This is a genomic window from Rheinheimera sediminis (assembly GCF_004005375.1).
Taxonomy (GTDB): domain Bacteria; phylum Pseudomonadota; class Gammaproteobacteria; order Enterobacterales; family Alteromonadaceae; genus Pararheinheimera.
The window spans coordinates 245008-265983 of record NZ_RZUF01000001.1 but is presented as its reverse complement, the minus strand read 5'-3'; the positions used below and the strand labels follow the sequence as shown (position 1 = coordinate 265983).

19 protein-coding genes are annotated in these 20976 nt (G+C 47.0%); all 19 read right to left on the bottom strand.

The features are described 5' to 3' along the window. Window positions 1-412: hypothetical protein (locus tag EMM73_RS20170; RefSeq protein WP_222422563.1), on the bottom strand; the 412-nt coding region annotated here is incomplete at its 3' end. A 157-nt stretch (window positions 413-569) separates the two neighbouring features. Next, a complete protein-coding gene (locus EMM73_RS01160; RefSeq protein ID WP_127684619.1) occupies window positions 570-1409 on the bottom strand; it encodes a transposase in 840 nt (279 codons plus the stop codon). Between the two features lie 131 nt (window positions 1410-1540). Further along, window positions 1541-2317 (bottom strand): hypothetical protein, encoded by a 777-nt coding sequence (locus EMM73_RS01155; protein WP_127684618.1) that lies wholly within the window; start codon window positions 2315-2317, stop codon window positions 1541-1543. Next, window positions 2307-3035 (bottom strand): tyrosine-protein phosphatase, encoded by a 729-nt coding sequence (locus tag EMM73_RS01150; protein WP_127684617.1) that lies wholly within the window; start codon window positions 3033-3035, stop codon window positions 2307-2309. Before EMM73_RS01150 ends, EMM73_RS01155 begins: the two co-directional genes overlap by 11 nt. Before the next feature lie 219 nt (window positions 3036-3254). Beyond that, window positions 3255-5447, bottom strand: a complete 2193-nt coding sequence (locus EMM73_RS01145; RefSeq protein WP_261373296.1) for a GumC family protein — start codon at window positions 5445-5447, stop codon at window positions 3255-3257. Between the two features lie 2 nt (window positions 5448-5449). Then, a complete protein-coding gene (locus EMM73_RS01140) occupies window positions 5450-5977 on the bottom strand; it encodes a polysaccharide biosynthesis/export family protein (RefSeq protein WP_127684616.1) in 528 nt (175 codons plus the stop codon). 103 nt (window positions 5978-6080) lie between these two features. Further along, entirely contained in the window at window positions 6081-7262 is a 1182-nt protein-coding gene (locus tag EMM73_RS01135; RefSeq protein WP_127684615.1) for an outer membrane beta-barrel protein, read from the bottom strand. Between the two features lie 14 nt (window positions 7263-7276). After that, window positions 7277-8674, bottom strand: a complete 1398-nt coding sequence (locus tag EMM73_RS01130; protein WP_127684614.1) for an undecaprenyl-phosphate glucose phosphotransferase — start codon at window positions 8672-8674, stop codon at window positions 7277-7279. Between the two features lie 402 nt (window positions 8675-9076). Continuing rightward, the gene (gene trpA, locus EMM73_RS01125) at window positions 9077-9880 is read right to left on the bottom strand and encodes a tryptophan synthase subunit alpha (RefSeq protein ID WP_127684613.1); all 804 of its coding nucleotides are present in this window, start codon (window positions 9878-9880) and stop codon (window positions 9077-9079) included. Between the two features lie 12 nt (window positions 9881-9892). After that, window positions 9893-11110: a tryptophan synthase subunit beta gene (gene trpB / locus EMM73_RS01120; protein ID WP_127684612.1), complete on the bottom strand. Its 1218-nt coding sequence runs from the start codon at window positions 11108-11110 to the stop codon at window positions 9893-9895. Further along, window positions 11103-12485, bottom strand: a complete 1383-nt coding sequence (trpCF, locus tag EMM73_RS01115; protein ID WP_127684611.1) for a bifunctional indole-3-glycerol-phosphate synthase TrpC/phosphoribosylanthranilate isomerase TrpF — start codon at window positions 12483-12485, stop codon at window positions 11103-11105. Before trpCF ends, trpB begins: the two co-directional genes overlap by 8 nt. Next, window positions 12478-13506 carry an anthranilate phosphoribosyltransferase gene (gene trpD, locus EMM73_RS01110; protein ID WP_127684610.1) on the bottom strand — a complete coding sequence of 343 codons (1029 nt, stop codon included), beginning with the start codon at window positions 13504-13506 and terminating at the stop codon, window positions 12478-12480. The genes trpCF and trpD overlap by 8 nt, the downstream gene beginning before the upstream one ends. Beyond that, window positions 13503-14111 (bottom strand): aminodeoxychorismate/anthranilate synthase component II, encoded by a 609-nt coding sequence (locus EMM73_RS01105; protein ID WP_127684609.1) that lies wholly within the window; start codon window positions 14109-14111, stop codon window positions 13503-13505. The genes trpD and EMM73_RS01105 overlap by 4 nt, the downstream gene beginning before the upstream one ends. Next, the gene (locus EMM73_RS01100; protein ID WP_127684608.1) at window positions 14108-15718 is read right to left on the bottom strand and encodes an anthranilate synthase component 1; all 1611 of its coding nucleotides are present in this window, start codon (window positions 15716-15718) and stop codon (window positions 14108-14110) included. Before EMM73_RS01100 ends, EMM73_RS01105 begins: the two co-directional genes overlap by 4 nt. 538 nt (window positions 15719-16256) lie before the next feature. After that, entirely contained in the window at window positions 16257-17426 is a 1170-nt protein-coding gene (locus EMM73_RS01095) for an AraC family transcriptional regulator (RefSeq protein WP_127684607.1), read from the bottom strand. A gap of 820 nt (window positions 17427-18246) precedes the next feature. Then, window positions 18247-18741 (bottom strand): transposase, encoded by a 495-nt coding sequence (locus EMM73_RS01090; RefSeq protein ID WP_127684604.1) that lies wholly within the window; start codon window positions 18739-18741, stop codon window positions 18247-18249. A 299-nt stretch (window positions 18742-19040) separates the two neighbouring features. After that, entirely contained in the window at window positions 19041-19535 is a 495-nt protein-coding gene (locus tag EMM73_RS01085; protein WP_127684606.1) for a transposase, read from the bottom strand. 230 nt (window positions 19536-19765) lie between these two features. Then, on the bottom strand, window positions 19766-20173 hold the full coding sequence (locus tag EMM73_RS01080) for a hypothetical protein (RefSeq protein ID WP_127684605.1): 408 nt from the start codon (window positions 20171-20173) through the stop codon (window positions 19766-19768). A 210-nt stretch (window positions 20174-20383) separates the two neighbouring features. After that, on the bottom strand, window positions 20384-20878 hold the full coding sequence (locus EMM73_RS01075; protein ID WP_127684604.1) for a transposase: 495 nt from the start codon (window positions 20876-20878) through the stop codon (window positions 20384-20386). Window positions 20879-20976: the final 98 nt, after the last annotated feature.

Below are 20976 nucleotides of genomic sequence, written 5' to 3'. Positions count from 1 at the left end.
TGGCCGGATTTGTGGTGAACGAGCTGACTTTTGGCGGCGTGATAACACTTAACTTTATTGAACCTGTACAAATTGCTGTCGCAGAAGAATTCAGATAGATTTCGAAATCACTATCTTGGGTGAGTCCCGAATCTCTTACATAAGTAAAAGATCGCCCAGAGCCCTGCATGAGGTTACTGGTTGAATTTCTGGTAAATCTAACACTCATCCGGTTTACTGAAACGGATGTAGCGACATTCATTGTAAATGATTGATTTGCTGTTACTTTTTGGGGATTGATCGTAATGCTACTAACGGTGTTATTACTGCATGAGAATGTTAAACCTTCAGCAGAAACGCTCGTTGCAAAAAAAAAGAGAATGATTAAATTTGCGAAAAAAATCCAACGCGTTTGCACTATAGAACGAATCATACAACTCCCTATCGATTCAAAAATCCAAAAAAAACATTTAAATCACAATGAGATACCATATTGAAAGTTTAAAAAATATAATTCACGTGAACAATTTGAACTTGACGTAAATGTTAACAAACATAATGATAATACTTGATACTCGAAGTTGCAATCTTCACAAAATCTGCCTGACCCTGAGCAGTTTGCTGATGGTGGAGATGTGTAAACTGAAGTGTTTGGCTAAGTCTGTCATGCTGTATCCGCCGGAGTGAAAGGCGGCTGCGATGGCTTGGTTTCTGTCGGTGTTGAGGCGCTGGTATTCTTCCAGTGGCAGAACGGGCGACCGGCGCTGAACCACTGGAATGTCTGTTGTGCTGGCGGGCTGGGCTATTTTTGCCAGCTGTAGTTGGGTAAAGCTATCATCGCCCAGAAATATCTGGTTGGTCAGTTGGTCCCAAAGTGGTTTTTCGTCGGTGATCTGGCAAAAAGCAGCAAAAGCAGCTTTGGCTTTGGTGCTGTCGTGATGAAAGTACTGCAATACCTGCTGCACAACCAGCCAGTCAGGTGCAGGCCATTTGCCAATGCTTGCATGATAGCTCGTCCACTTGTACTCAGCGATATGGCTAACCATCTGAGCGCGCAGCGGATTTTGCAGTACGTATCGGATCAGTGTGGTGTAGTAGCTATCGCTATCAACCACAATGCTTTTAAAGCGGCCCTGAAAAATGTGGCCACAGCGCTCGTACACTTTGTTCACGTACTGAGTGTACACGCCATTCAACTGCTGCATTCCAATGGACAAATTGGCGACCGGAGTTTCTACCACCAGATGATAATGATTGGTCATCAGGCAGTAGGCATGAATGCGCCAGAAATGCCGTTCACACACGTGCTGTAAAACTTCTAGAAATTTGAAGTAGTCCGAATCTTGGAAGTATATAGCTTGTTTGCTGTTGCCTCTGGAGGTTATATGGTAAAACGCGCCTTCAAACTCCAGACGTAATGGTCTAGCCATTTTTGCCATCCTGCTATTTGTTGCGCCGGATATTGAAAATAGCTACTAACGGGACTAAGTCAAGCCCACCCAGGGTTCTCTTTCGAGTCATCCCTCGGGGTCAGGCCTTGAATGTTGAATTTATTCAACATTCAAGGCCTGACCCCACAGAAGTCTTTTTCTATGTTTTTTTGGGTTGAGCTGGCGAACTCAGCTTTTTTAAGTCGTAAATAGATGCAAAACTGGCGTTGCAGCTGGTATTGTTTGCTGGTTTCTACCGCTTGCCTGTAGGTGCTGTACGAGTTTTTGATCATCGCTTCAAGCGCTTGAAAACCCATAGCTTTTTGGCTGCCACTAAGAATAGTCCAGTGGTGTGTGGCTATGGTAAAAGTGCGCTGAAAGGTTTCGGGGATAAAGGGGCCGAATTTTTTTGCGTTTTGCAGCGCAGTAAAAGCCTCGGTGATTCTGAAGTTAACCATGCCTAAAAAATAAGCGTAGTCGGCGTAGGCGTTGGGCCAGCTGGGCCTTAACTCAATGGCTTTCAGGTAAAGTTGTTCGTTTTCGGCTATTTGTTCTGCTGTTTTAAAACCGCCATACCAGCCCCATTCGTTGACTTTGGCTTGAGTTAGCAAGTAATGAGGGTGTTGAGGGTGGCGCTGTACTGCCTGAGCCATAGCATCGGCCGCTTCCTGCCAGCTGTGCTGATCGAGCGTTTTTGGCTTGCGTTGCCACAGGTTAATATAATAATCTGCTTTAAAGTAGTAAGCGCTGGCAAGCCCGGCGTTGCTGATGGAATGCCCTAACCAGCCTGCCGCCAATAGCAACAGCACTGCCAGTAATTTAGTGGTGACCGTTACCTGCAGCGCTGGAGCAGGGGGCGTGGCAGGGCGCCTGCTGCGCCGGCCTGAACTGAAGTAGCTAGCTGGCAAACAGCACCTCGCTGATCAATTTAGGGGTATGCAATACCAGTTGCTCGGCGTAGTCGTCGCTTACTAATTGGCTAACCCTTTGCGCTGCTTGTTGTAACTTAGGAGGGCGACGTAGCAGGTTATGGCTGTCTGTGGCCATAATGCTAAATAACTTTTGTTTTAATAGCTGCTCAGATAAAGCCGCGCTGCGTTCACCCATATCGCCCAGTACAGAACTGGCTGTTAATTGAAATAAGCAGTCTAAGCGGATAAAAGGCGCCAGCTTAGCCGGATCGGCCTGCACATCTCTGTTGCGTTCCGGGTGGGCTATCATAGGCAGAATATTTTTATTCAGCAGCCATTTCACCAGCTTATCGGCGCCTGCTGGTACATGACTGTGGGGAAGTTCTAACAGCAGCACGTTAAAGCCCTGGTACTGACCTATAAAAGGCAGCATGCCTTGCTCTGTCCATTGCAGAATTTCGCTCGACAAACGTACTTCAGCTGCAGCAGCCAATTGTACTGCTACCCCTGCAGTGGCGCAGGCGGCTTTTAATTCTGACAAGCCTTGCTGAATGATGGCGCTGGTGTTATCAAACTGGCCAGGGTGAATATGAGGGGTAATCACCATATGGCTAATGCCTTCCTGCTCTGCAATCCGAAGCAAAGCAATGGCTTCTTCCATGTCCCGGGCGCCGTCGTCTATGCCGGGTATCAGGTGTGAATGTAAGTCAAACATTTTCCCGTCGTCCTTGCCGCCGCAGCCGCGTTGTCTGCATTCTCTCACCCCAATCGCATAGCTTAACTATGCTCATGGGGACTCGTTCATTTGACGCCTTGTTCTGGGGTCAGGCCTTGAATGTTGAAAAAATTCAACATTCAAGGCCTGACCCCAAGGTTGTTCATTGAATCAATTCAAAATTCAAGGCCTGACCCCAAGGTTGTGACCCCAAGGTTGTTAGCTTTCGTTGCTGCTGTAGTAGTGGTAGTAACCGTATTGGCCGTAGTCGCCGTATTGCTGCGCTACTTTCTTCATATCCACTTTGTTTAATACCACACCGTACAGGTTGTTTTCTGCTTGCAGTAACTTGGCGATACCGCTTTGGATAGCGCCACTGCGGGTATGGTCAGAGGATACAACATAAACCACAGCATCTACTTGTTTAGCTATCACCAGAGGGTCGCTTACGGCCTGTACTGGCGGTGTATCTACAATAACCCGGTCGAAGCGTGAGGCCAGCTCAGCCAATACCTGGTTAAAGCGCTCAGAAGCCAATAATTCCAGTGGGTTAGGCGGCACATTACCAGCCGATAACAGCGTAATACCAGATGCCTCGTCTACCACTAAGCAATCTTCAATTTGCTCACGGCCGGCAATAATATTGGCTAAACCAGGCTGGTAAGCCGGTAAACCAAAACGTTTGGCCAGAGTAGGGCGGCGCATATCGGCGTCTATCAGCAGTACCTTTTCCATTTGGCCAAAAGCAAAAGCTATATTTGAAGCCACAGTAGATTTACCTTCACCTGGTACCGAAGAGGTTACTTCAATGGTTTTTAGGCTACGGTCCAGCGCTAACAAGGTAATACTGGTTCTGATACTGCGTACCGACTCGGCATACTGCTTGTGCTGGTCGCTAAAAAAGGTATGAATAGGTAAATCCACTGTCTTTTTATGCGGTATTTCAGGAATAAAGCCCAAAGAGCGCTGCGACAACATGCTTTCTACTTGCTGTGGCGATTTTATCGTGTCGTTTAACGCATCCAGTACAAAGGCCAGCATAATGCCTAAACCTAAAGTAGCAACAAAAGCCAGTACTACAATTAGTTTGCGCTTAGGCGCTACAGGCTCAGTGGCTGCTACTGCTCTGTCGGTAAAACGTGCTATAGCTGAGTCGAAGTCGCTGGTCACTTCGGTTTCTTTTTGTCGTGACAAAAAGGTGTCGAACAGCTGCTTATTGGTTTCAACTTCGCGCTCTAAACGCTGGTAAGTGGTTTCTTTTAAGCTCACATCCTGATACAGGGTTTTAGCTTTAGCTATTTCTATTTCTAACGAATTGACCGTTTCCTGTATGGTTTGGGCTTCGTTTTCTATACCTGAAATCAGCTTTTTAATTTGGTTGCGTAAGTTATCCTGCACCGCAGTTAACTCACTTTGCGCAGCCAATAAGCGCGGGTGTTTAGCACCATAGACTTTGGAAAGCTCAGACACGCGGCGCTCTGTTAGCACCTGTTGCGCTTTTACATCCTGCACCCCTTTGTGCGCAGTAATTTCTGGCAGGCTTTCCAGACGCTCTATTTTGTCTGTGCCGTACTGTTTAATCACCCGCATAAAGCCGTCTACCTGGGCTTTGCGCGAACGGGCTTCTGTTAAGGCTTCAGAGAGCCTCTCCAGCTCTTTAGCACCTAAACCCCGTACACCTTCTACGTCTATTAAGCCTTCTTGTTCACGGTATGCTTGCAAACGGGCTTCAGAATCGTCCAGTTGCGCCCTTAATTCACCTAAGCGGCCACCTAACCAACTGGCAGCTTTTTGCGTGATACCAAGTTTGGCTTCTAATTGGCTTTCGATATAAGTGTCGGCTATGGCATTGGCTACATCGGCCGCTAATTGCGGCGTAAAGGTAGTAAAACTAATTTGTACCAACTGAGTTTTACGTATTGGATTAATACTCAGCCTTTGCTGAAATTCAGTGATCAGATCTTCGCGTGCTTTATGCGCCAGCTCAGCTTCAGTTAAATTACTTTCGAAGTCCGGTAAAAAAGGCACTAAGTCTTGGAGTCGCTTTAATAGACTCGGTTTTACCTCAAAGTCTGGGTGATTGGTTAAGTCCATTCTGTCTACGACAGTTTGGGCTATAGAGCGGCTTTTTAAAATTTCAAATTGGGTTAGGTAGTACTCCTGCTGGCTGGAGTTCATGCCATACACTTCTTCAATAGAAATAGCCTTGGCTTGCTGTGCTTCAATCAGCAAGGTAGCAGTAGCTGAGTACCTGGACTGCATATTCAGCACAGCCAGCACAGTAATCACAGCAACCAATACCGCCAGACCCAAAATGCGCCATTTATGAATATTGATCACGCTAAAGTATTTACGTAGGTCTATCACGTCCTGCTGTGGTGCAGGGTTAACCATTAAGTCCGTTACTGCCATAATTAAAAGAATCTCTGCTCTATGGTAATGGTGTCGCCTGCGTTTACTTTAAAGCTCAGGTCTGCTGTGGTGGCCTTGTTTTTGTCGCCTTCGCGGTAAATAAAAATTTTCTCTCTGGAAGCGCGTTCTGTCAGGCCGCCGGCCAGTGCCACGGCCTGGTTTATTGTCATGCCGGGTTTATAAGGGTAGCCGCCTGGTTGTTTGACTTCGCCATGAATAAAAAATGGCCGGTATTCCACCATGCCAACGAATACATTAGGCTCAACAAAATAATCGCCTTTTAAACCGGTATAAATACGGTTTTCCAGTTGCTTAATGGTCATGCCTTTGGCCATTATTTCGCCAAGAAAGGGGTAGTTGATTTTGCCGCTGTCGGTTAACTGAGTTTCTATTTTCAGATCCTCTTCGCCATACACCTGAATAATAATTTTATCGCCCGGCCCTAATAAATAAGCAGAATCGTCCTGGGCAAACACCCAGGACGACCAGCTTAAGCAAAGGGCAACAAACAGCACTACGAGTTGTTGCATGAGGTTTAACCTAAAGTCGTGTTGAACACTAAATCAATAAAAGCTATTAAAACACTTAAACAATAAAACAGTTAAATATTAAAACTTTAAAACATCAGACCGCTTACATCGAAATATCGAAGCTAATGCCTGTGATGCTACGGTCAAACTCTATACCAGGTACAGTTGAAGTTTTGTCAGACACTGTAGTAAATAAGGTCACGTCAACAAAACGACGGAATGCATATTTTACGCTGGCATTGTAAGAGTCGTTTTCATCTGTACGTACTATACCTACATACTCTTCTTCCATCTTGTTGTACGACAAGTTGGTTTGTAAGCTTGAGCTCCAGTTGTGGCTCCAGCCTAAAGTGTAGGTGGTTTCTTCAATGTAATCGCCGCCCTGCAGTGGGTCTTTGGCTTTACGGCCAGTACCAACATTAAAGCTGCTGTATGTTAAAGGTGACCAGTTGGCATTGACTATCCAGGACACGCCGCTGAAGTCTTCACGGCCTGCATCGTCAAAGTCTTTTTTCTGGTAACCAATTTTAGCTTCGCCTGAGGTTAAAGCTGAAATTTGCCATTCCACACCCACCCGGGCATTGCTGTCTGTACTGTCGCGTGGTGCTGTTGGGTCGACGAAATCGTAGCTTACGTCTTCCACACTGGTTTCCAGCACTGCAGTAGTGCCAGACATAGTGTCGTAATAAAAGTTTACGCCGCCCAGTAACGAGTCGTAGTCACGGAACTGAGTGATAGCTCTTTGGTTCATATACTCTTTGTTAAAGTATTTAGCACCAAAACGCACACGGGCAGGGGCTGCTTTAGCACCGTATTCATAATAGCCAGACAAAGTTTGGTTATTAAAGCGGGTAGGCTCTTCTTGTGCTGCGCCTGCACCTTCAGTAATACCTGTACCTCTGTCTTCATGGCCCCAGACTAAGTCTGCTTTTACATTAAACTTGCTTTGCTCAGACAGCTGGCTGTCGAACAATCCACCAATAAAGGTGTCGGTAAAGTTGTCGTCACTGCTGCTGAAATAGGTACCATTGGCAATAGCTGCTGTTAATTCAGTTTTGCTGACGCCTGTGTCCAACACTGCTTTCACAGAAGGGACTACAGAAAAAATCCAGCTGTCGGTTTCATTGGCGCTAGTGCTGGCAATGTTGTCGTCGTATTTTAAACCAGTGGTCAGTAACGGCGTAATATCAAAACCCGAACTGGTTTGAAACGACTGTGGATCAACAGCAAAAGACTTTGCACTGGTAATGGCCAGTGCGACCATTATAGCTACCTTAGATTTCATTCATTTTCCCTTTTTTAGTAAACGTTTTTTCCTGTAAAGCCTCGGAAAAAGGTTAAAAATACAATTTTAGTGTCCCACCACAATGACCAGTTTTTGATGTAGTTCAGGTCGTATTCTACTCGTTTTTCCATTTTTTCTAACGAGTCTGTTTCACCGCGCCAGCCATTAATTTGCGCCCAGCCAGTAATACCTGGTTTCACTTTGTGCCTGAGCATATAAAAGGCCACCAGTTTGCGGTATTCCTCGTTGTGGGCTACGGCGTGTGGGCGAGGGCCAACAACCGACATATCACCAAAAAACACATTAATAAATTGTGGCAGCTCGTCCAGAGAGGTTCTTCTTAGCACTGCACCCAGAGGGGTAATGCGAGCATCTCCTTTTTTAGCTTGCACTACTTTAGCGCCATTATCCTGAACTGTCATGCTGCGAAACTTAAAAACTTTAATTGGTTTGCCATCTAAGCCGTATCTGTCTTGCTTAAACAGCACTGGGCCGCGACTTGTTGCTTTAATAGCTACGGCAATGCCTAGCATAGGCAGAGCCAATAATATCAGCGCTATGCTGCTGACTACAATGTCAAAACTGCGTTTTACCCAGTCGCGTGCTCCATAGTAGGGCGATTCGAATACGCTTAGGGTTTCTACTTCACCTACGTTGCCAAGCCGGGCATGCATCAGGTTGTAGAGTAAGAAGTCGGGCACTAAGTGCACATCTACTGTGGTGTCACCCAAACGCTGGATAATATCGGCTATGCGCTTATCGGCCGACAATGGCAGCGTAATATACAGTTTGTCGAATAAACCTTGCCTGGCCGCCTCAACACATTCTTCTACCTTGCCAATCAGGTTGGCTGAGCATTCGGTTAAGCGGTCGGCTTCTCTGTCGTCGTACACGCCACAAAAGGTTAAGCCCATTTCTGGTTTGCTTTGAATTTCTTTAATTAAGCGAATGGCATTGGGTGTGCAACCTACTACTGCTACCCGCCTTACGCTGATGCCTTTGGCATGCAGGCTGTTTTTCACCAAACGCCCGGCAATACGCCAGAAGGTGGTGATACCAAAAGAGATGCAGAACCATAAACCAAACACCACCCGTGAATAACTGGCAGTACTTTTTAAGGCGAAGGTGATCACCAGCATCATGCCAAAGGCCACGCAAAGGCATACCACAACCAGCGCCAAGTTACGCTGTATTGTGCCTACGCGCCATGAACGGTACAACTGCACGGATTCAGCCATATACAAATACACGGCCATTACGGTGAAGTACAACATGATGTAACTGGTGGTAACAACCTGGCCATGTAGTTTCAGGCCTAGGTACAACGCGGTGCCTATTGCAACGATGTCAAATAATCTGTTAAAAAAGCAACTGCCGTTTTCAGCAGTTCTGAAATTTGTGCTCGTATTCATAGCCATTTCCCTTTAACTATTCTCCATGCAGAAAAGCTGGCATGGATTTAGAGTGGTCAGATTCTACACAGCAAAAAATACTAAGACAAAGGGTTTCTGCATTAAATTTTTTGCCGCCCCGCAACTGTACCAAGCATATGTGGCAGCTGTCTTACACAGGCTTAACCAAAATAGATTATTTATCAATCAGATGAATTTTATTCACTCGTTTGGGCTGTTTCTGCTATCGCGAATTTGAGCTGGCCTGCTTTGGCAAACATATTTGATCTTACTTGCAATTTTTATCAGAAACTTGTGGGCTTTGTTCCGGACAGGCTGGGGTACAAGTTAAAATATTTCGCCTATAACAGGAGAAAGAACACATCAGTTACGTGTAACTTATGTGTTCCGTCCCCATTTTTATCAGAGAGTGGCAGCTTTCATGCTGCTGACAAAATTGAACAGCTGTTGTTGCAGTTGTTCAGGTTGGTGTTGATTTTTTTCGATGATTTGCACTATGGCTGAACCTGAAATAGCGCCAGCTGCACCGCTTTCAATGGCGGCCTTTACGTGTTCTGGTTTGGAAATACCAAAACCCAATAAGGTTGGGGCAGCATTGTACTCTTTCAGGGTATTGATTAAGCCACTGGCTGGCATAGTGGCCTGAGTTTCAGTACCTGTAACGCCGGCTCTACTGAGTAAATAGGTGTAACCACGGCCATAAGAGGCCAGTTCACGCAAGCTGTCATCTGTGATGTTTGGCGGCGCTATAAAAATAGGCGCTATGTCGTGCTTCAGCGCAGCGTTTCTGAATAGTCGGCTTTCGTGCAAAGGCACGTCGGCGATCAGAATAGAGTCTACTCCTGCTTGCTGTGCTTGCTGGTAGAAGGCGTCTATGCCTTTGGCCATTACCAGGTTGCTATACAGCAACAAGCCAATAGGAATGTCTTGGTTGTACTGGCGAATGCGGCCAATCAACTCAAAACACTGGGCTGGCGTCACGCCAGCTGCTAAAGCGCGGATGTTAGCGTTTTGGATCACCGGGCCGTCTGCTATAGGGTCGGAGAAAGGGATACCCAGTTCTAAGGCATCGGCACCTGCGTCTATTAAAGTTTTGATAATGTCAAAAGACAGCTCAAGGCCAGGGTCGCCCATAGTGACGAATGGTACAAAAGCGCCTTGTTTGGCTGCGGCAAGGCGGCTGAATAACTGCTGATAACGTTCCATAACTAAATCTCCTTAGCTGCGCTCTGCCATGTTGTTTGGTTTAATATGGGCTTCGCCAATAATTGAGTAAACGTGGTTTAAGTCTTTGTCACCACGGCCTGATAAGTTCACCAACAGCACCAGTGGCTCTGTGGCTGCGTCTGCCATTTTTAGCGCATGAGCCAAAGCATGTGAGCTTTCCAGTGCCGGGATAATACCTTCGGATTTGGCCAGATGCTGGAAGGCTGCCAAGGCTTCGTCGTCGTTAATAGCCACATATTCAGCGCGGCCTATGCTTTGCAAATGGGTGTGTTGCGGCCCTACAGCCGGGTAATCTAAGCCGGCAGAAACCGAATAAGATTCTTCGATTTGGCCTTCTGTGGTTTGCATAATAGCGGTATAAGCGCCGTGCAGAATACCAAAGCTGCCTGTGCTTAAGGCGGCACCATGCTGATGGGTGTCGATGCCCATACCGCCTGGTTCAATACCTATTAAACGTACACCTTCTTCTTTGATGAAATCGGCAAAGATACCAATAGCGTTGGAACCACCACCGACACAAGCCAGCACTGCGTCTGGTAATTTACCTTCGGCTTGCAGAATTTGTTGTTTGGCTTCTTCACCAATCATTTTCTGGAATTCGCGCACTATGGTCGGGAATGGGTGCGGGCCAGCTGCTGTGCCTAATAAATAATGGCTGGTGGCATAACTGCCAGACCAGTCGCGCATGGCTTCGTTGACCGCATCTTTTAAGGTGCCAGAGCCTGCAGTGACTGGCACTACGGTGGCACCCATCAGTTTCATGCGGAATACGTTGGGTTGCTGACGTTCTATGTCTTTGGCACCCATATAAATTTTGCAGTTCAGGCCCAATAAAGCACAAGCCAGAGCTGTGGCGACACCATGCTGACCAGCGCCGGTTTCGGCAATAATGTCTGTTTTGCCCATACGTTTAGCGAGTAAAGCCTGACCCAGCACCTGGTTGGTTTTGTGGGCGCCGCCGTGCAGCAAGTCTTCACGCTTTAAGTAAATTTTTGCCAGTGGGTTAGGCGACAAATTGCGGCATAAAGTTAAAGGCGTAGGCCGGCCCGCATAGTCTTTTAACAGCGCCTGAAATTCAGCAATAAAAGCCGGGTCCTGCTGGGCATCAACAAAAGCTTGTTCCAGTTGTACTAAAGCCGGAACCAGTAATTCAGGCACAAACATGCCGCCGAAATCGCCAAAATAGGGGTTTAAATTGAGTTTAGTCATGATTGAATTCTCTGATATTCGTGAATGCCTGTTGAATTTTGCCCGCATCTTTGATGCCGGGAGCGGATTCGACGCCTGAATTGAGATCCAGCGCCAGCACCTGATGTTTAAGTGCTGCGACGACGTTGTCCGGATTTAAACCTCCAGCCAGCATCACCTTTTTGTCCAGTAATTGTTCATCCAATAATTGCCAGTTAAACACCTCACCTGTACCGCCTGGTTGCTCTGGATGGTAGGTGTCGAGCACGTAACGGTCAGCATAGCGGCTCAGTGCGGGTAACTGCTGTTTCACCCTGTAGGCTTTCCAGATCTCTGTATCTTTTGGCAATAAAGGCCGCAGATGTTGTAAATAGCTGTCGGACTCTTCACCATGCAACTGCACTGCAGCCAGTTGTAAATCCCGCGCCAGCGCCGCCACAGTTTCTGCGGCTTCGTCGACAAATACACCGACATAGTGCAAAGCCGCAGCGCCTTGTTGCACTGCTTTGGCTTGCTCTGTGCTGACAAAACGTGGTGATTTTGGATAAAAAATTAAGCCACCAAAATAAGCACCACTGGCATAAGCGGCGGCGCTGTCTTCCGGACGGGTTAAACCACAAACTTTGTGTTCACCGCGAATTAAAGCTCTGCAGGCATTGGCCAGATCTGGCTGCGCCATTAACGAGCTGCCGACTAAGTAAGCGTCTGCTACTTTGGCCAGTTGCCGTACTTGCTGAGAGGTATAAATACCGGACTCAGATACGACAGTAATACCTTCTGGGATCAAACGCGCCAGACTGAAACTGGTTTCCAGGTTGGTGTCGAGGGTGCGTAAATCGCGGTTATTAATGCCGATCAGCTCTGCGCCTAAGGCTACAGCGCGCAGTGTTTCTGCTTCGTTGCTGACCTCGGTTAAGATGGTCAGGTTTAAGCTTTTGGCCAGTTGCGACAGTTCCAGATACTCTAAATCGTTCAGCACAGATAACATCAGCAGCACAGCGTCTGAGCCTTGCAGCCGACCCAGGTAAATCTGATAGGGGTCGATAATAAAGTCTTTATGCAGCAGCGGCTGATTGACTTTAGCGCGCACTTTGGCCAGATAGTCGTAGTTGCCCTGAAAAAATTTCTCGTCGGTCAGTACAGAAATACAGTCGGCGTACTGGCCATAGGCCGCACAGATTTCTTCTAAATCAAAAGGGCTGCGAATTAAACCTTTGGAAGGTGATGCCTTTTTGCATTCCAGAATAAAGCGTGGGCCTGGTTGCTGCAGTGCTTTTAGAAAATTACGCTGGCTGGGTTGCACCAGTTCGCGAAACTGCGCCAGTGGCAGCTGTTGCTTGCGCTCTGCCACTTCCAGCCTTTTATGATCGATAATGGTGGTTAACACATTAGCCATGACTAAGTTCCCTTAACTGCGTCAATGTCGAAACAGCCTGGCCTGAAGCTAAATGCTCAAGGACAGAATGCGTAAGTTGTTTTAAATCTTTACCAGCGTCAGCGCCGCAAATATGCAGCATGGCTGCTACATTGGCTGCCACTGCCTGATTGTGGGCTGTTTTGCCAGTGCCTTGTAAAATCGCCAGTGTAGCTGCAGCGTTGTCGGCCGGGCTGCCGCCTGTTAATTCGCTCAGGCTGATGTGTGGTAAACCAAAATCAGCTGCTGTGAGTTCAAACTGCTCTATAGCTGCTGTGCTGCTGAAAGCACTGACATTGGTGACACCATGCAAAGCTATTTCATCACAACCACTGCCATGCACCACCCAGGCGGCTTTTACACCCAATTGTTGCAGCGCTTGCGCCATCACTGGAGTTAAGGCCGCATCGTAAACGCCAAGCAGCTGATAATCAGGTTTAGCCGGGTTAATCAGCGGCCCTAACAAGTTAAAAATAGTGCGGCTTTTCAGTGCAGTTCGCACCGGCATCGCATGTTTAATGCCGGCATGATACAAAGGCGCAAACAAGAAACTACTGTTACATTGGCTCAAGGCTTTGGCTGCTGTGGCTGGGCTCATTTGGATATTGATACCTAGTTGTTCCAGCAAGTCGGCCGAGCCGGACTGAGAGGATACGCTTCTGTTGCCATGTTTGGCCACTGGCAAACCCATACTGGCAGCAACCAGCGCTGCAGTGCTGGAAATATTAATGGTATTGGAGCCGTCACCGCCTGTGCCACAACAGTCGATAGCGCCTGCTATGGATGCCGGAAATTCAGTCGCGGCAGCACGCATAGCGGCAGCGGCACCGGCAATTTCTTCAGCGGTTTCGCCACGCATTTTCAGCGCCACCAAAAGTGCAGTCAGCAACACAGGCTCGACTTCACCTTTGACGACAGCACTGAAAAAGCTGTGGCTTTGCTCGAAGGATAAAGCTTCGCCTTTCAGGCTTTTTTGCACCAGTTCTAAAATGGAAAGGCTCATGCTGTGGCTCCCTGGGCGGCAGAACTTGTCATTAAATAATCCAGACTTTGTTTCAGCAAAGGTTTGCCTAAAGTGGTCAGGATAGATTCAGGGTGGAACTGATAACCCAAAGCTTTGTGTTCTTCATGCACTATGGCCATTGGAATATGCTGATAGGCAGCTATGACCTGCAAGGAGTTAGGCACTTCGGTTGCCATTAAAGAGTGATAACGGGCCACAGGAAATTGTTTAGGTAAAGCACCAAACACAGGGTGGTTGCTCAGTTCAATAATGGAGGTTTTGCCATGGACTGTTTCACCAGCACGACCGACCACACCGCCGTAATGCTCTACCAGCGCCTGATGACCTAAACAAATGCCGAGCATTGGGAATATTCCGGCGCAAAGCGCAATGAGTTCAGGCATGGAACCCGCTTCAGCTGGAGCGCCTGGGCCTGGCGATAACAGCAGCACTACAGGCTGTTGTTCTTGCTGCATTTTTTCAAAAATATAAGCAGCTGGCACTGTGTTACGGTACAGCTTTAAGCTAAAACCTAGTTGGGCGACTTCGTCGACCAGGTTGTAGCTGAAGGAATCTAAATTATCTAACAGATAGACCACGCTCATACAGATACTCCTTGTTGAACCGCTTGACCTGCAGATTGAATAGCGTTAATTACAGCCTGAGCTTTGCTGCGGGTTTCGTCGGCTTCGGCTTGGGCGATACTGTCGTACACCACACCAGCGCCGGCCTGAATATAAGCTGTGCCGTTTTGTACATAAGCAGAGCGAATCACAATGCAGCTGTCAAAATCGCCATTGCCCGCTAAATAACCTACAGCGCCGCCATAACTGCCACGGCGTTTTTTCTCGACACCACGGATCAGCTCTGCAGCGCGCACTTTAGGAGCACCCACTAAGGTGCCCATATTCATACAGGCCTGATAGGCATGCAAAGCGTCCAGTTCTGATTTTAAGGTACCGACCACGCGGGAGACTAAATGCATGACATAAGAGTAACGGTCGACTTTCAGCAGTTCTTTGACATAACGACTGCCAGGCACACTGATACGGGCTACGTCGTTACGGGCTAAATCGACCAACATTAAATGTTCGGCTTTTTCTTTTTCGTCCTGGCGCAGCTCCAGTTCGATGCGGCTGTCGAGGTCGCGATCTATAGTGCCATTGGCTGCAAAACCACGGCGGCGGGTGCCGGCTATAGGATAAATTTCGACTTGCGCTGTTTTTGCTTCATATTTCAGTGCTGATTCAGGCGAAGCTCCAAACAGGCTGAAGTTTCTGTCTTGCAGGTAGAACATATAAGGGCTGGGATTTTGTTGTTTCAGTTTGGCGTAGGCTGCTTGTGGGTCGGGGCAGGGCAGGCTGAAACAGCGGGACGGCACCACCTGGAATACGTCACCAGCCACTATATTTTGCTTCAGTGCTTCAACCTGAGCGACGAAGTCGGCGTCGCAGATATCGACTTTGACGTCGGCTTTGGCTGCAGGCGCCGCTGTTATGGTTGCTGCTGTTGTTGTATCCGTTGCTTGTTGTAATAACTGCTGCAGCTCTGACAGGCGCTGACCTATGACAAAATATTGCTGCTGGGCAGTGGCACCACAAAATACATTGCCAATCAGACGGCTGTTGCCTGCCTGATGATCGACCACTAACAGGGTTTCAGCCAGATAAAACAGATAGTCAGGGCATTGGTTTTCAGCGGTTGGCACTTGGGGCAAGTCTTCGACCATGGCGACTAAGTCGTAGCCAATAACCCCACCTAAAAAGATGGCCAGTGGCTCGTCGCTGTTATTTTGCAGCTGTTGTTGCAGTAAACGTAACACAGTTAAGGAGTTTGGCAGTAGTAAGCGGCTTTCTTCATCCAGCAGTGGGTCGGCTTTGGCAAAAGCTACTTTGAGTTGGTTAGACGACAACTCAAGAACTGCTTTGCCTTGCAGCAAAGACGCCAGATAAGGCAGCAGGGTTTTTCCGTTGTCGGTTAAGGCTTCAACCTGCACCTGCAAGGCGTTGCATTCAATCCGTAATGCGGCGTCGATTAACATCAAACTTTTCAGGCTGTTTTTGCTGTCTATTTCAGCTGATTCCAGTAACAACGCCATTTGGCCCTGATTGGTTAAAGCTCGGAAGCTTTGCAGCGGATCGGGCTGAATACTCAGTGTTTGACTGAAACTGGCCACTTGTCCTGTGGTGGTGGTTATTTGCTGTAAGTTCATCGCTAATCCTAAATTCTTCGTATAAAAATGGTCAGGAACTACTTTTTACTACCTACTTTTACTACCCAAAGCGTTGGCCCCAATAAAAAACCCGCTTTAAGCGGGCTTTTTGGCTGTATTCGGACAATAGTTGTCCGGCCCGCTAAACAGGAAGTCGCCACCAGTGCCAACGTGTTACTTGAGAATTCATTATGGTTTTTCCTGTTGTTAAATTTTATCAATCCTAAGAAAACAAAAGGCCCGCATCTTTCGAAACGGGCCTGGTTTTATAGCGAATACAACGCCTCCACACGCCCGTTAAGGAGTATGCCACCACCAAATGTGAGTTTGAGTTGTTGTTTGAAATTGCATTGGCTATAAATCCGTTATTAGTCAACCACTCCGAACTGAGTAGCTTTGAAAACGCCTCTATAAAACCCTGAAATCCGATGGCCGTCAAGTCCTGTTTGGTTATAAGTCCAAAAAAATACGTATAAGCGGATAGATGGCTAACTTGTTTATGCTGATACTGTTGTTTCAGATTGCGGTTTCACAAGCGCTATATGGACAGCATTTTCTCTCTGTATTGGCTGGGCGTCACCCCTTCGAGGCGTTTAAAAAAGGTATTAAACACAGATTTGCTGTTAAAACCCACTTCGTAATAGATGTCGGTAATAGTTTTGGCATCAGGGCCTTTATCGGCCAGCAGCTTTTTCGCAGCTGTGATCCTGTGACTATTAATGTATTCATAAAAATTAAGCTGATAGGCTTGTTTTATGGTGAGTGAAACCTTCTTCGCCGGAAAACCTGCCGCTTCTGCTAGTTTGTCCAGCGTGATATCCGGATGAGCGTAAAACTTCTGGTGCAACATTAGTTGTTCCAGTTTTTGCACTATCAGCGGATCACAGAGTGGGCTTTGCTCTTCTTTGGCTTCATACAAAGGTTGTTCGCTGACAGGAGCCACGCTGGAAAATGCGGTAAAACGTAAAAAAATCAGTATGTTTAGCGCAATAAAGTTCAAATAGTAACTGGATAAACCCACCACGTTCAGTAGTTCTAAATTAAAGTTGTTGGTGAACAGGCCATAAAGTTTGATGCAGTGCACAGCGCTGTCCCAGCCAAAAATAACCAGAAAAGACAGCAGCATTAGTTTTAACCAGGCCACATCAGCAGTTTTTAGATCGGCCTGTTCATGCCTTAATTGCTGGCGGTAGTTCCAGACCAGCAGGAAACAGCAAATCACATAACCGACCCGGACAAAACGGCCCATGGCTTCAAAATACAAATGCGGTGAAGAGTAAGCGATATGCTGGCTTTCAATCAGATCCAGCCGTATTGCATGGTCCAGCGAGTAGAAATTCCACAGCATATGCAGCGCATAGAGCAGCAAAGGCGTGAGATGCCAGAGATGTTTTGTTTGCAAACGCACATCTTTATACAGCAAAGCGCGGACAAAAAAGTACAACAAAGGGCCGTCTAGAAAATAAGCATAACTGAACAAAAAAAAGATGTTGGGTGAGATATCCAGCAACCAGATGCGAAACAACTTGCCCCAAAAGGTGAGCTCGTGCAGCGGTATTAAAAAATGACAAAACAGAAAAGCGGCTAACAACCAGTTACTTAAAGACGAGCGAGGTGAAGAAGCAGCCAGCAGTAATGCCAACAGCAGAGATTCGAAAGCCGTGACCACCATCAGCAGGTCATGGAAGTTAAACAGAATGGTATCCATAGCGCGTGTCGTCAGCTTTTGTTGTTGTTTTCGTTATTGTTTTGCACATCGTTGGTGCAAGCTGATCTTTACTATGCCTTTGTCACCAGGGAACGGCAAGGACTTTGTAGCCCCAACTGCAGGTTAGGGTAGCAAACACTATGATGGCGTTTGAATANAGGACTTTGTAGCCCCAACTGCAGGTTAGGGTAGCAAACACTATGATGGCGTTTGAATAAATACCACAACCAAATCGTAGGGGCGGGGTTTACCCCCGCCCGTGTTTCCGCGTCACATACCAATGCAGATGTTGGTTCAATACCACAACCAAATTGTAGGGGCGGGGTTTATCCCCGCCCGGGTATTTCAACGTCACATACCAAGGCGGGTATTGGTTCAATACGACAACCAAATCGTAGGGGCAGGGTTTATCCCCGCCCGTTGATTTCAACACCAAATACCAAGGCTGGTATTGGTTCAATACGACAACCAAATCGTAGGGGCAGGGTTTATCCCCGCCCGTGTATTTCAACGTCACATACCAAGGCAGGTATTGGTTCAATACCACAACCAAATCGTAGGGGCGGGGTTTACCCCCGCCCGGGTATTTAAACGTCACATACCGAGGTGGGTATTGGTTCAATACCACAACCAAATCGTAGGGGCGGGGTTTACCCCCGCCCGTGTTCCATGTCACATACCAAGGCGGGTATTGGTTTTACATCGCGGGCGACCATAAAGGTCGCCCCTACAGTAATTCGGATGAATATCAGTTAATTGTTGGTTTGGGCTTCTACACCACATACCCCAGCCTGCGGTTCAGATTGACCTCAGAAAAAAATCATCGGCCTTGAACGTTAAAATAGTCCGCTTGCCAGCGTTGAGGATTGGTTTGAACATAGTTAGCTATATGCTGATAAGCCTCGTCATTACGAATCACATGGTCATAGTAGCCGCGCTGCCAAAGATGCGGAGTATTTTGACCAAATTCACCACGAATCGCTTTTTGGGATAAAGATTTAAAAGAGCCAACCACTGAGCCTAAGGTTGTACGTTTTTTCCCTGGCTCGTTGGATAGCGTGAGAATGGCATGAAAATGATTTGGCATTAGAACCCATGGATGCAGCTCTACAGCAGGAAAACGTTCTGGTACTTTTTGCCATTCCAGAGCTACAACGCAGCCAAGAGCATTGGTTTGCATCTGCTGGTCGACAATGTCACCGAAGAGCAAAAAACGCTTGTAACAACATAAAGTGATGAAGTAGAAACCGTTGTTACTGTAGTCAAAGTTTTTTAAACGGCCTGTGCGCCTTTGAGGTAATACAGAGTTCAGCATCCCCGCCCCCTGTGAAAATATTCTGCCTAAATGATCATGATTTAATTCACTCAGTTTAGTAGACGCTGGATACTCTCGACAGCAATTTAAATTGGTTCAATACCACAACCAAATCGTAGGGGCAGGGTTTATCCCCGCCCGTGTTTCCTCGTCATATACCAAGGTGGGTATTGGTTTTATATCGCGGGCGACCATAAAGGTCGCCCCTACAGTAATTCGGATGAATATCAGTCAATTGTTGGTTTGGGTTTCTACACCACATACCCCCGCCTGCGGTTCAGATTGACCTCAGAAAAAAATCATCGGCCTTGAACGTTAAAATAGTCCGCTTGCCAGCGTTGAGGATTGGTTTGAACATAGTTAGCTATATGCTGATAAGCCTCGTCATTACGAATCACATGGTCATAGTAGCCGCGCTGCCAAAGATGCGGAGTATTTTGACCAAATTCACCACGAACCGCTTTTTGGGATAAAGATTTAAAAGAGCCAACCACTGAGCCTAAGGTTGTACGTTTTTTCCCTGGCTCGTTGGATAGCGCGAGAATGGCATGAAAATGATTTGGCATTAGAACCCATGGATGCAGCTCTACAGCAGGAAAACGTTCTGGTACTTTTTGCCATTCCAGAGCTACAACGCAGCCAAGAGCATTGGTTTGCATCTGCTGGTCGACAATGTCACCGAAGAGCAAAAAACGCTTGTAACAACATAAAGTGATGAAGTAGAAACCGTTGTTACTGTAGTCAAAATTTTTTAAACGGCCTGTGCGCCTTTGAGGTAATACAGAGTTCAGCATCCCCGCCCCCTGTGAAAATATTCTGCCTAAATGATCATGATTTAATTCACTCAGTTTAGTAGACGCTGGATACTCTCGACAGCAATTTAAATTGGTTCAATACCACAACCAAATCGTAGGGGCGGGGTTTATCCCTGCCCGTGTTTCATGTCACATATCAAGGTGGGTATTGGTTTTATATCGCGGGCGACCATAAAGGTCGCCCCAACAATAATTCGGATGAATATCAGTTAATTGTCGGTTTGGGTTTCCACACCACATACCACAAGCAAATCGTAGGGGCGGGGTTTATCCCCGCCCGGGTATTTCAACGTCACATACCAAGGCGGGTATTGGTTCAATATCGCAACCAGATTGTAGGGGCGGGGTTTACCCCCGCCCGTTGATTTCAACACCAAATACCAAGGTGGGTATTGGTTCAATATCACAACCAGATTGTAGGGGCGGGGTTTATCCCCGCCCGTGTATTTCAACGTCACATACCAAGGCAGGTATTGGTTCAATACCACAACCAAATCGTAGGGGCGGGGTTTACCCCCGCCCGGGTATTTAAACGTCACATACCGAGGTGGGTATTGGTTCAATACCACAACCAAATCGTAGGGGCGGGGTTTACCCCCGCCCGTGTTCCATGTCACATACCAAGGCGGGTATTGGTTTTACATCGCGGGCGACCATAAAGGTCGCCCCTACAATAATTCGGATGAACATCAGTTAATTGTTGGTTTGGGTTTACCCCCGCCCGTGTNTCGCCCCTACAGTAATTCGGATGAATATCAGTTAATTGTTGGTTTGGGCTTCTACACCACATACCCCAGCCTGCGGTTCAGATTGACCTCAGAAAAAAATCATCGGCCTTGAACGTTAAAATAGTCCGCTTGCCAGCGTTGAGGATTGGTTTGAACATAGTTAGCTATATGCTGATAAGCCTCGTCATTACGAATCACATGGTCATAGTAGCCGCGCTGCCAAAGATGCGGAGTATTTTGACCAAATTCACCACGAATCGCTTTTTGGGATAAAGATTTAAAAGAGCCAACCACTGAGCCTAAGGTTGTACGTTTTTTCCCTGGCTCGTTGGATAGCGTGAGAATGGCATGAAAATGATTTGGCATTAGAACCCATGGATGCAGCTCTACAGCAGGAAAACGTTCTGGTACTTTTTGCCATTCCAGAGCTACAACGCAGCCAAGAGCATTGGTTTGCATCTGCTGGTCGACAATGTCACCGAAGAGCAAAAAACGCTTGTAACAACATAAAGTGATGAAGTAGAAACCGTTGTTACTGTAGTCAAAGTTTTTTAAACGGCCTGTGCGCCTTTGAGGTAATACAGAGTTCAGCATCCCCGCCCCCTGTGAAAATATTCTGCCTAAATGATCATGATTTAATTCACTCAGTTTAGTAGACGCTGGATACTCTCGACAGCAATTTAAATTGGTTC

Coding starts and splice junctions, on each gene's coding strand:
- EMM73_RS01130 (WP_127684614.1), bottom strand. CDS start 8,674: ATGAATACGAGCACAAATTTCAGAACTGCTGAAAACGGCAGTTGCTTT.
- EMM73_RS01160 (WP_127684619.1), bottom strand. CDS start 1,409: ATGGCTAGACCATTACGTCTGGAGTTTGAAGGCGCGTTTTACCATATA.
- EMM73_RS01100 (WP_127684608.1), bottom strand. CDS start 15,718: ATGAACTTACAGCAAATAACCACCACCACAGGACAAGTGGCCAGTTTC.
- trpA (WP_127684613.1), bottom strand. CDS start 9,880: ATGGAACGTTATCAGCAGTTATTCAGCCGCCTTGCCGCAGCCAAACAA.
- EMM73_RS01135 (WP_127684615.1), bottom strand. CDS start 7,262: ATGAAATCTAAGGTAGCTATAATGGTCGCACTGGCCATTACCAGTGCA.
- EMM73_RS01090 (WP_127684604.1), bottom strand. CDS start 18,741: ATGCTGAACTCTGTATTACCTCAAAGGCGCACAGGCCGTTTAAAAAAC.
- EMM73_RS01105 (WP_127684609.1), bottom strand. CDS start 14,111: ATGAGCGTGGTCTATCTGTTAGATAATTTAGATTCCTTCAGCTACAAC.
- trpD (WP_127684610.1), bottom strand. CDS start 13,506: ATGAGCCTTTCCATTTTAGAACTGGTGCAAAAAAGCCTGAAAGGCGAA.
- EMM73_RS01085 (WP_127684606.1), bottom strand. CDS start 19,535: ATGCTGAACTCTGTATTACCTCAAAGGCGCACAGGCCGTTTAAAAAAT.
- trpCF (WP_127684611.1), bottom strand. CDS start 12,485: ATGGCTAATGTGTTAACCACCATTATCGATCATAAAAGGCTGGAAGTG.
- EMM73_RS01150 (WP_127684617.1), bottom strand. CDS start 3,035: ATGTTTGACTTACATTCACACCTGATACCCGGCATAGACGACGGCGCC.
- EMM73_RS01075 (WP_127684604.1), bottom strand. CDS start 20,878: ATGCTGAACTCTGTATTACCTCAAAGGCGCACAGGCCGTTTAAAAAAC.
- EMM73_RS01095 (WP_127684607.1), bottom strand. CDS start 17,426: ATGGATACCATTCTGTTTAACTTCCATGACCTGCTGATGGTGGTCACG.
- EMM73_RS01140 (WP_127684616.1), bottom strand. CDS start 5,977: ATGCAACAACTCGTAGTGCTGTTTGTTGCCCTTTGCTTAAGCTGGTCG.
- EMM73_RS01145 (WP_261373296.1), bottom strand. CDS start 5,447: ATGGCAGTAACGGACTTAATGGTTAACCCTGCACCACAGCAGGACGTG.
- trpB (WP_127684612.1), bottom strand. CDS start 11,110: ATGACTAAACTCAATTTAAACCCCTATTTTGGCGATTTCGGCGGCATG.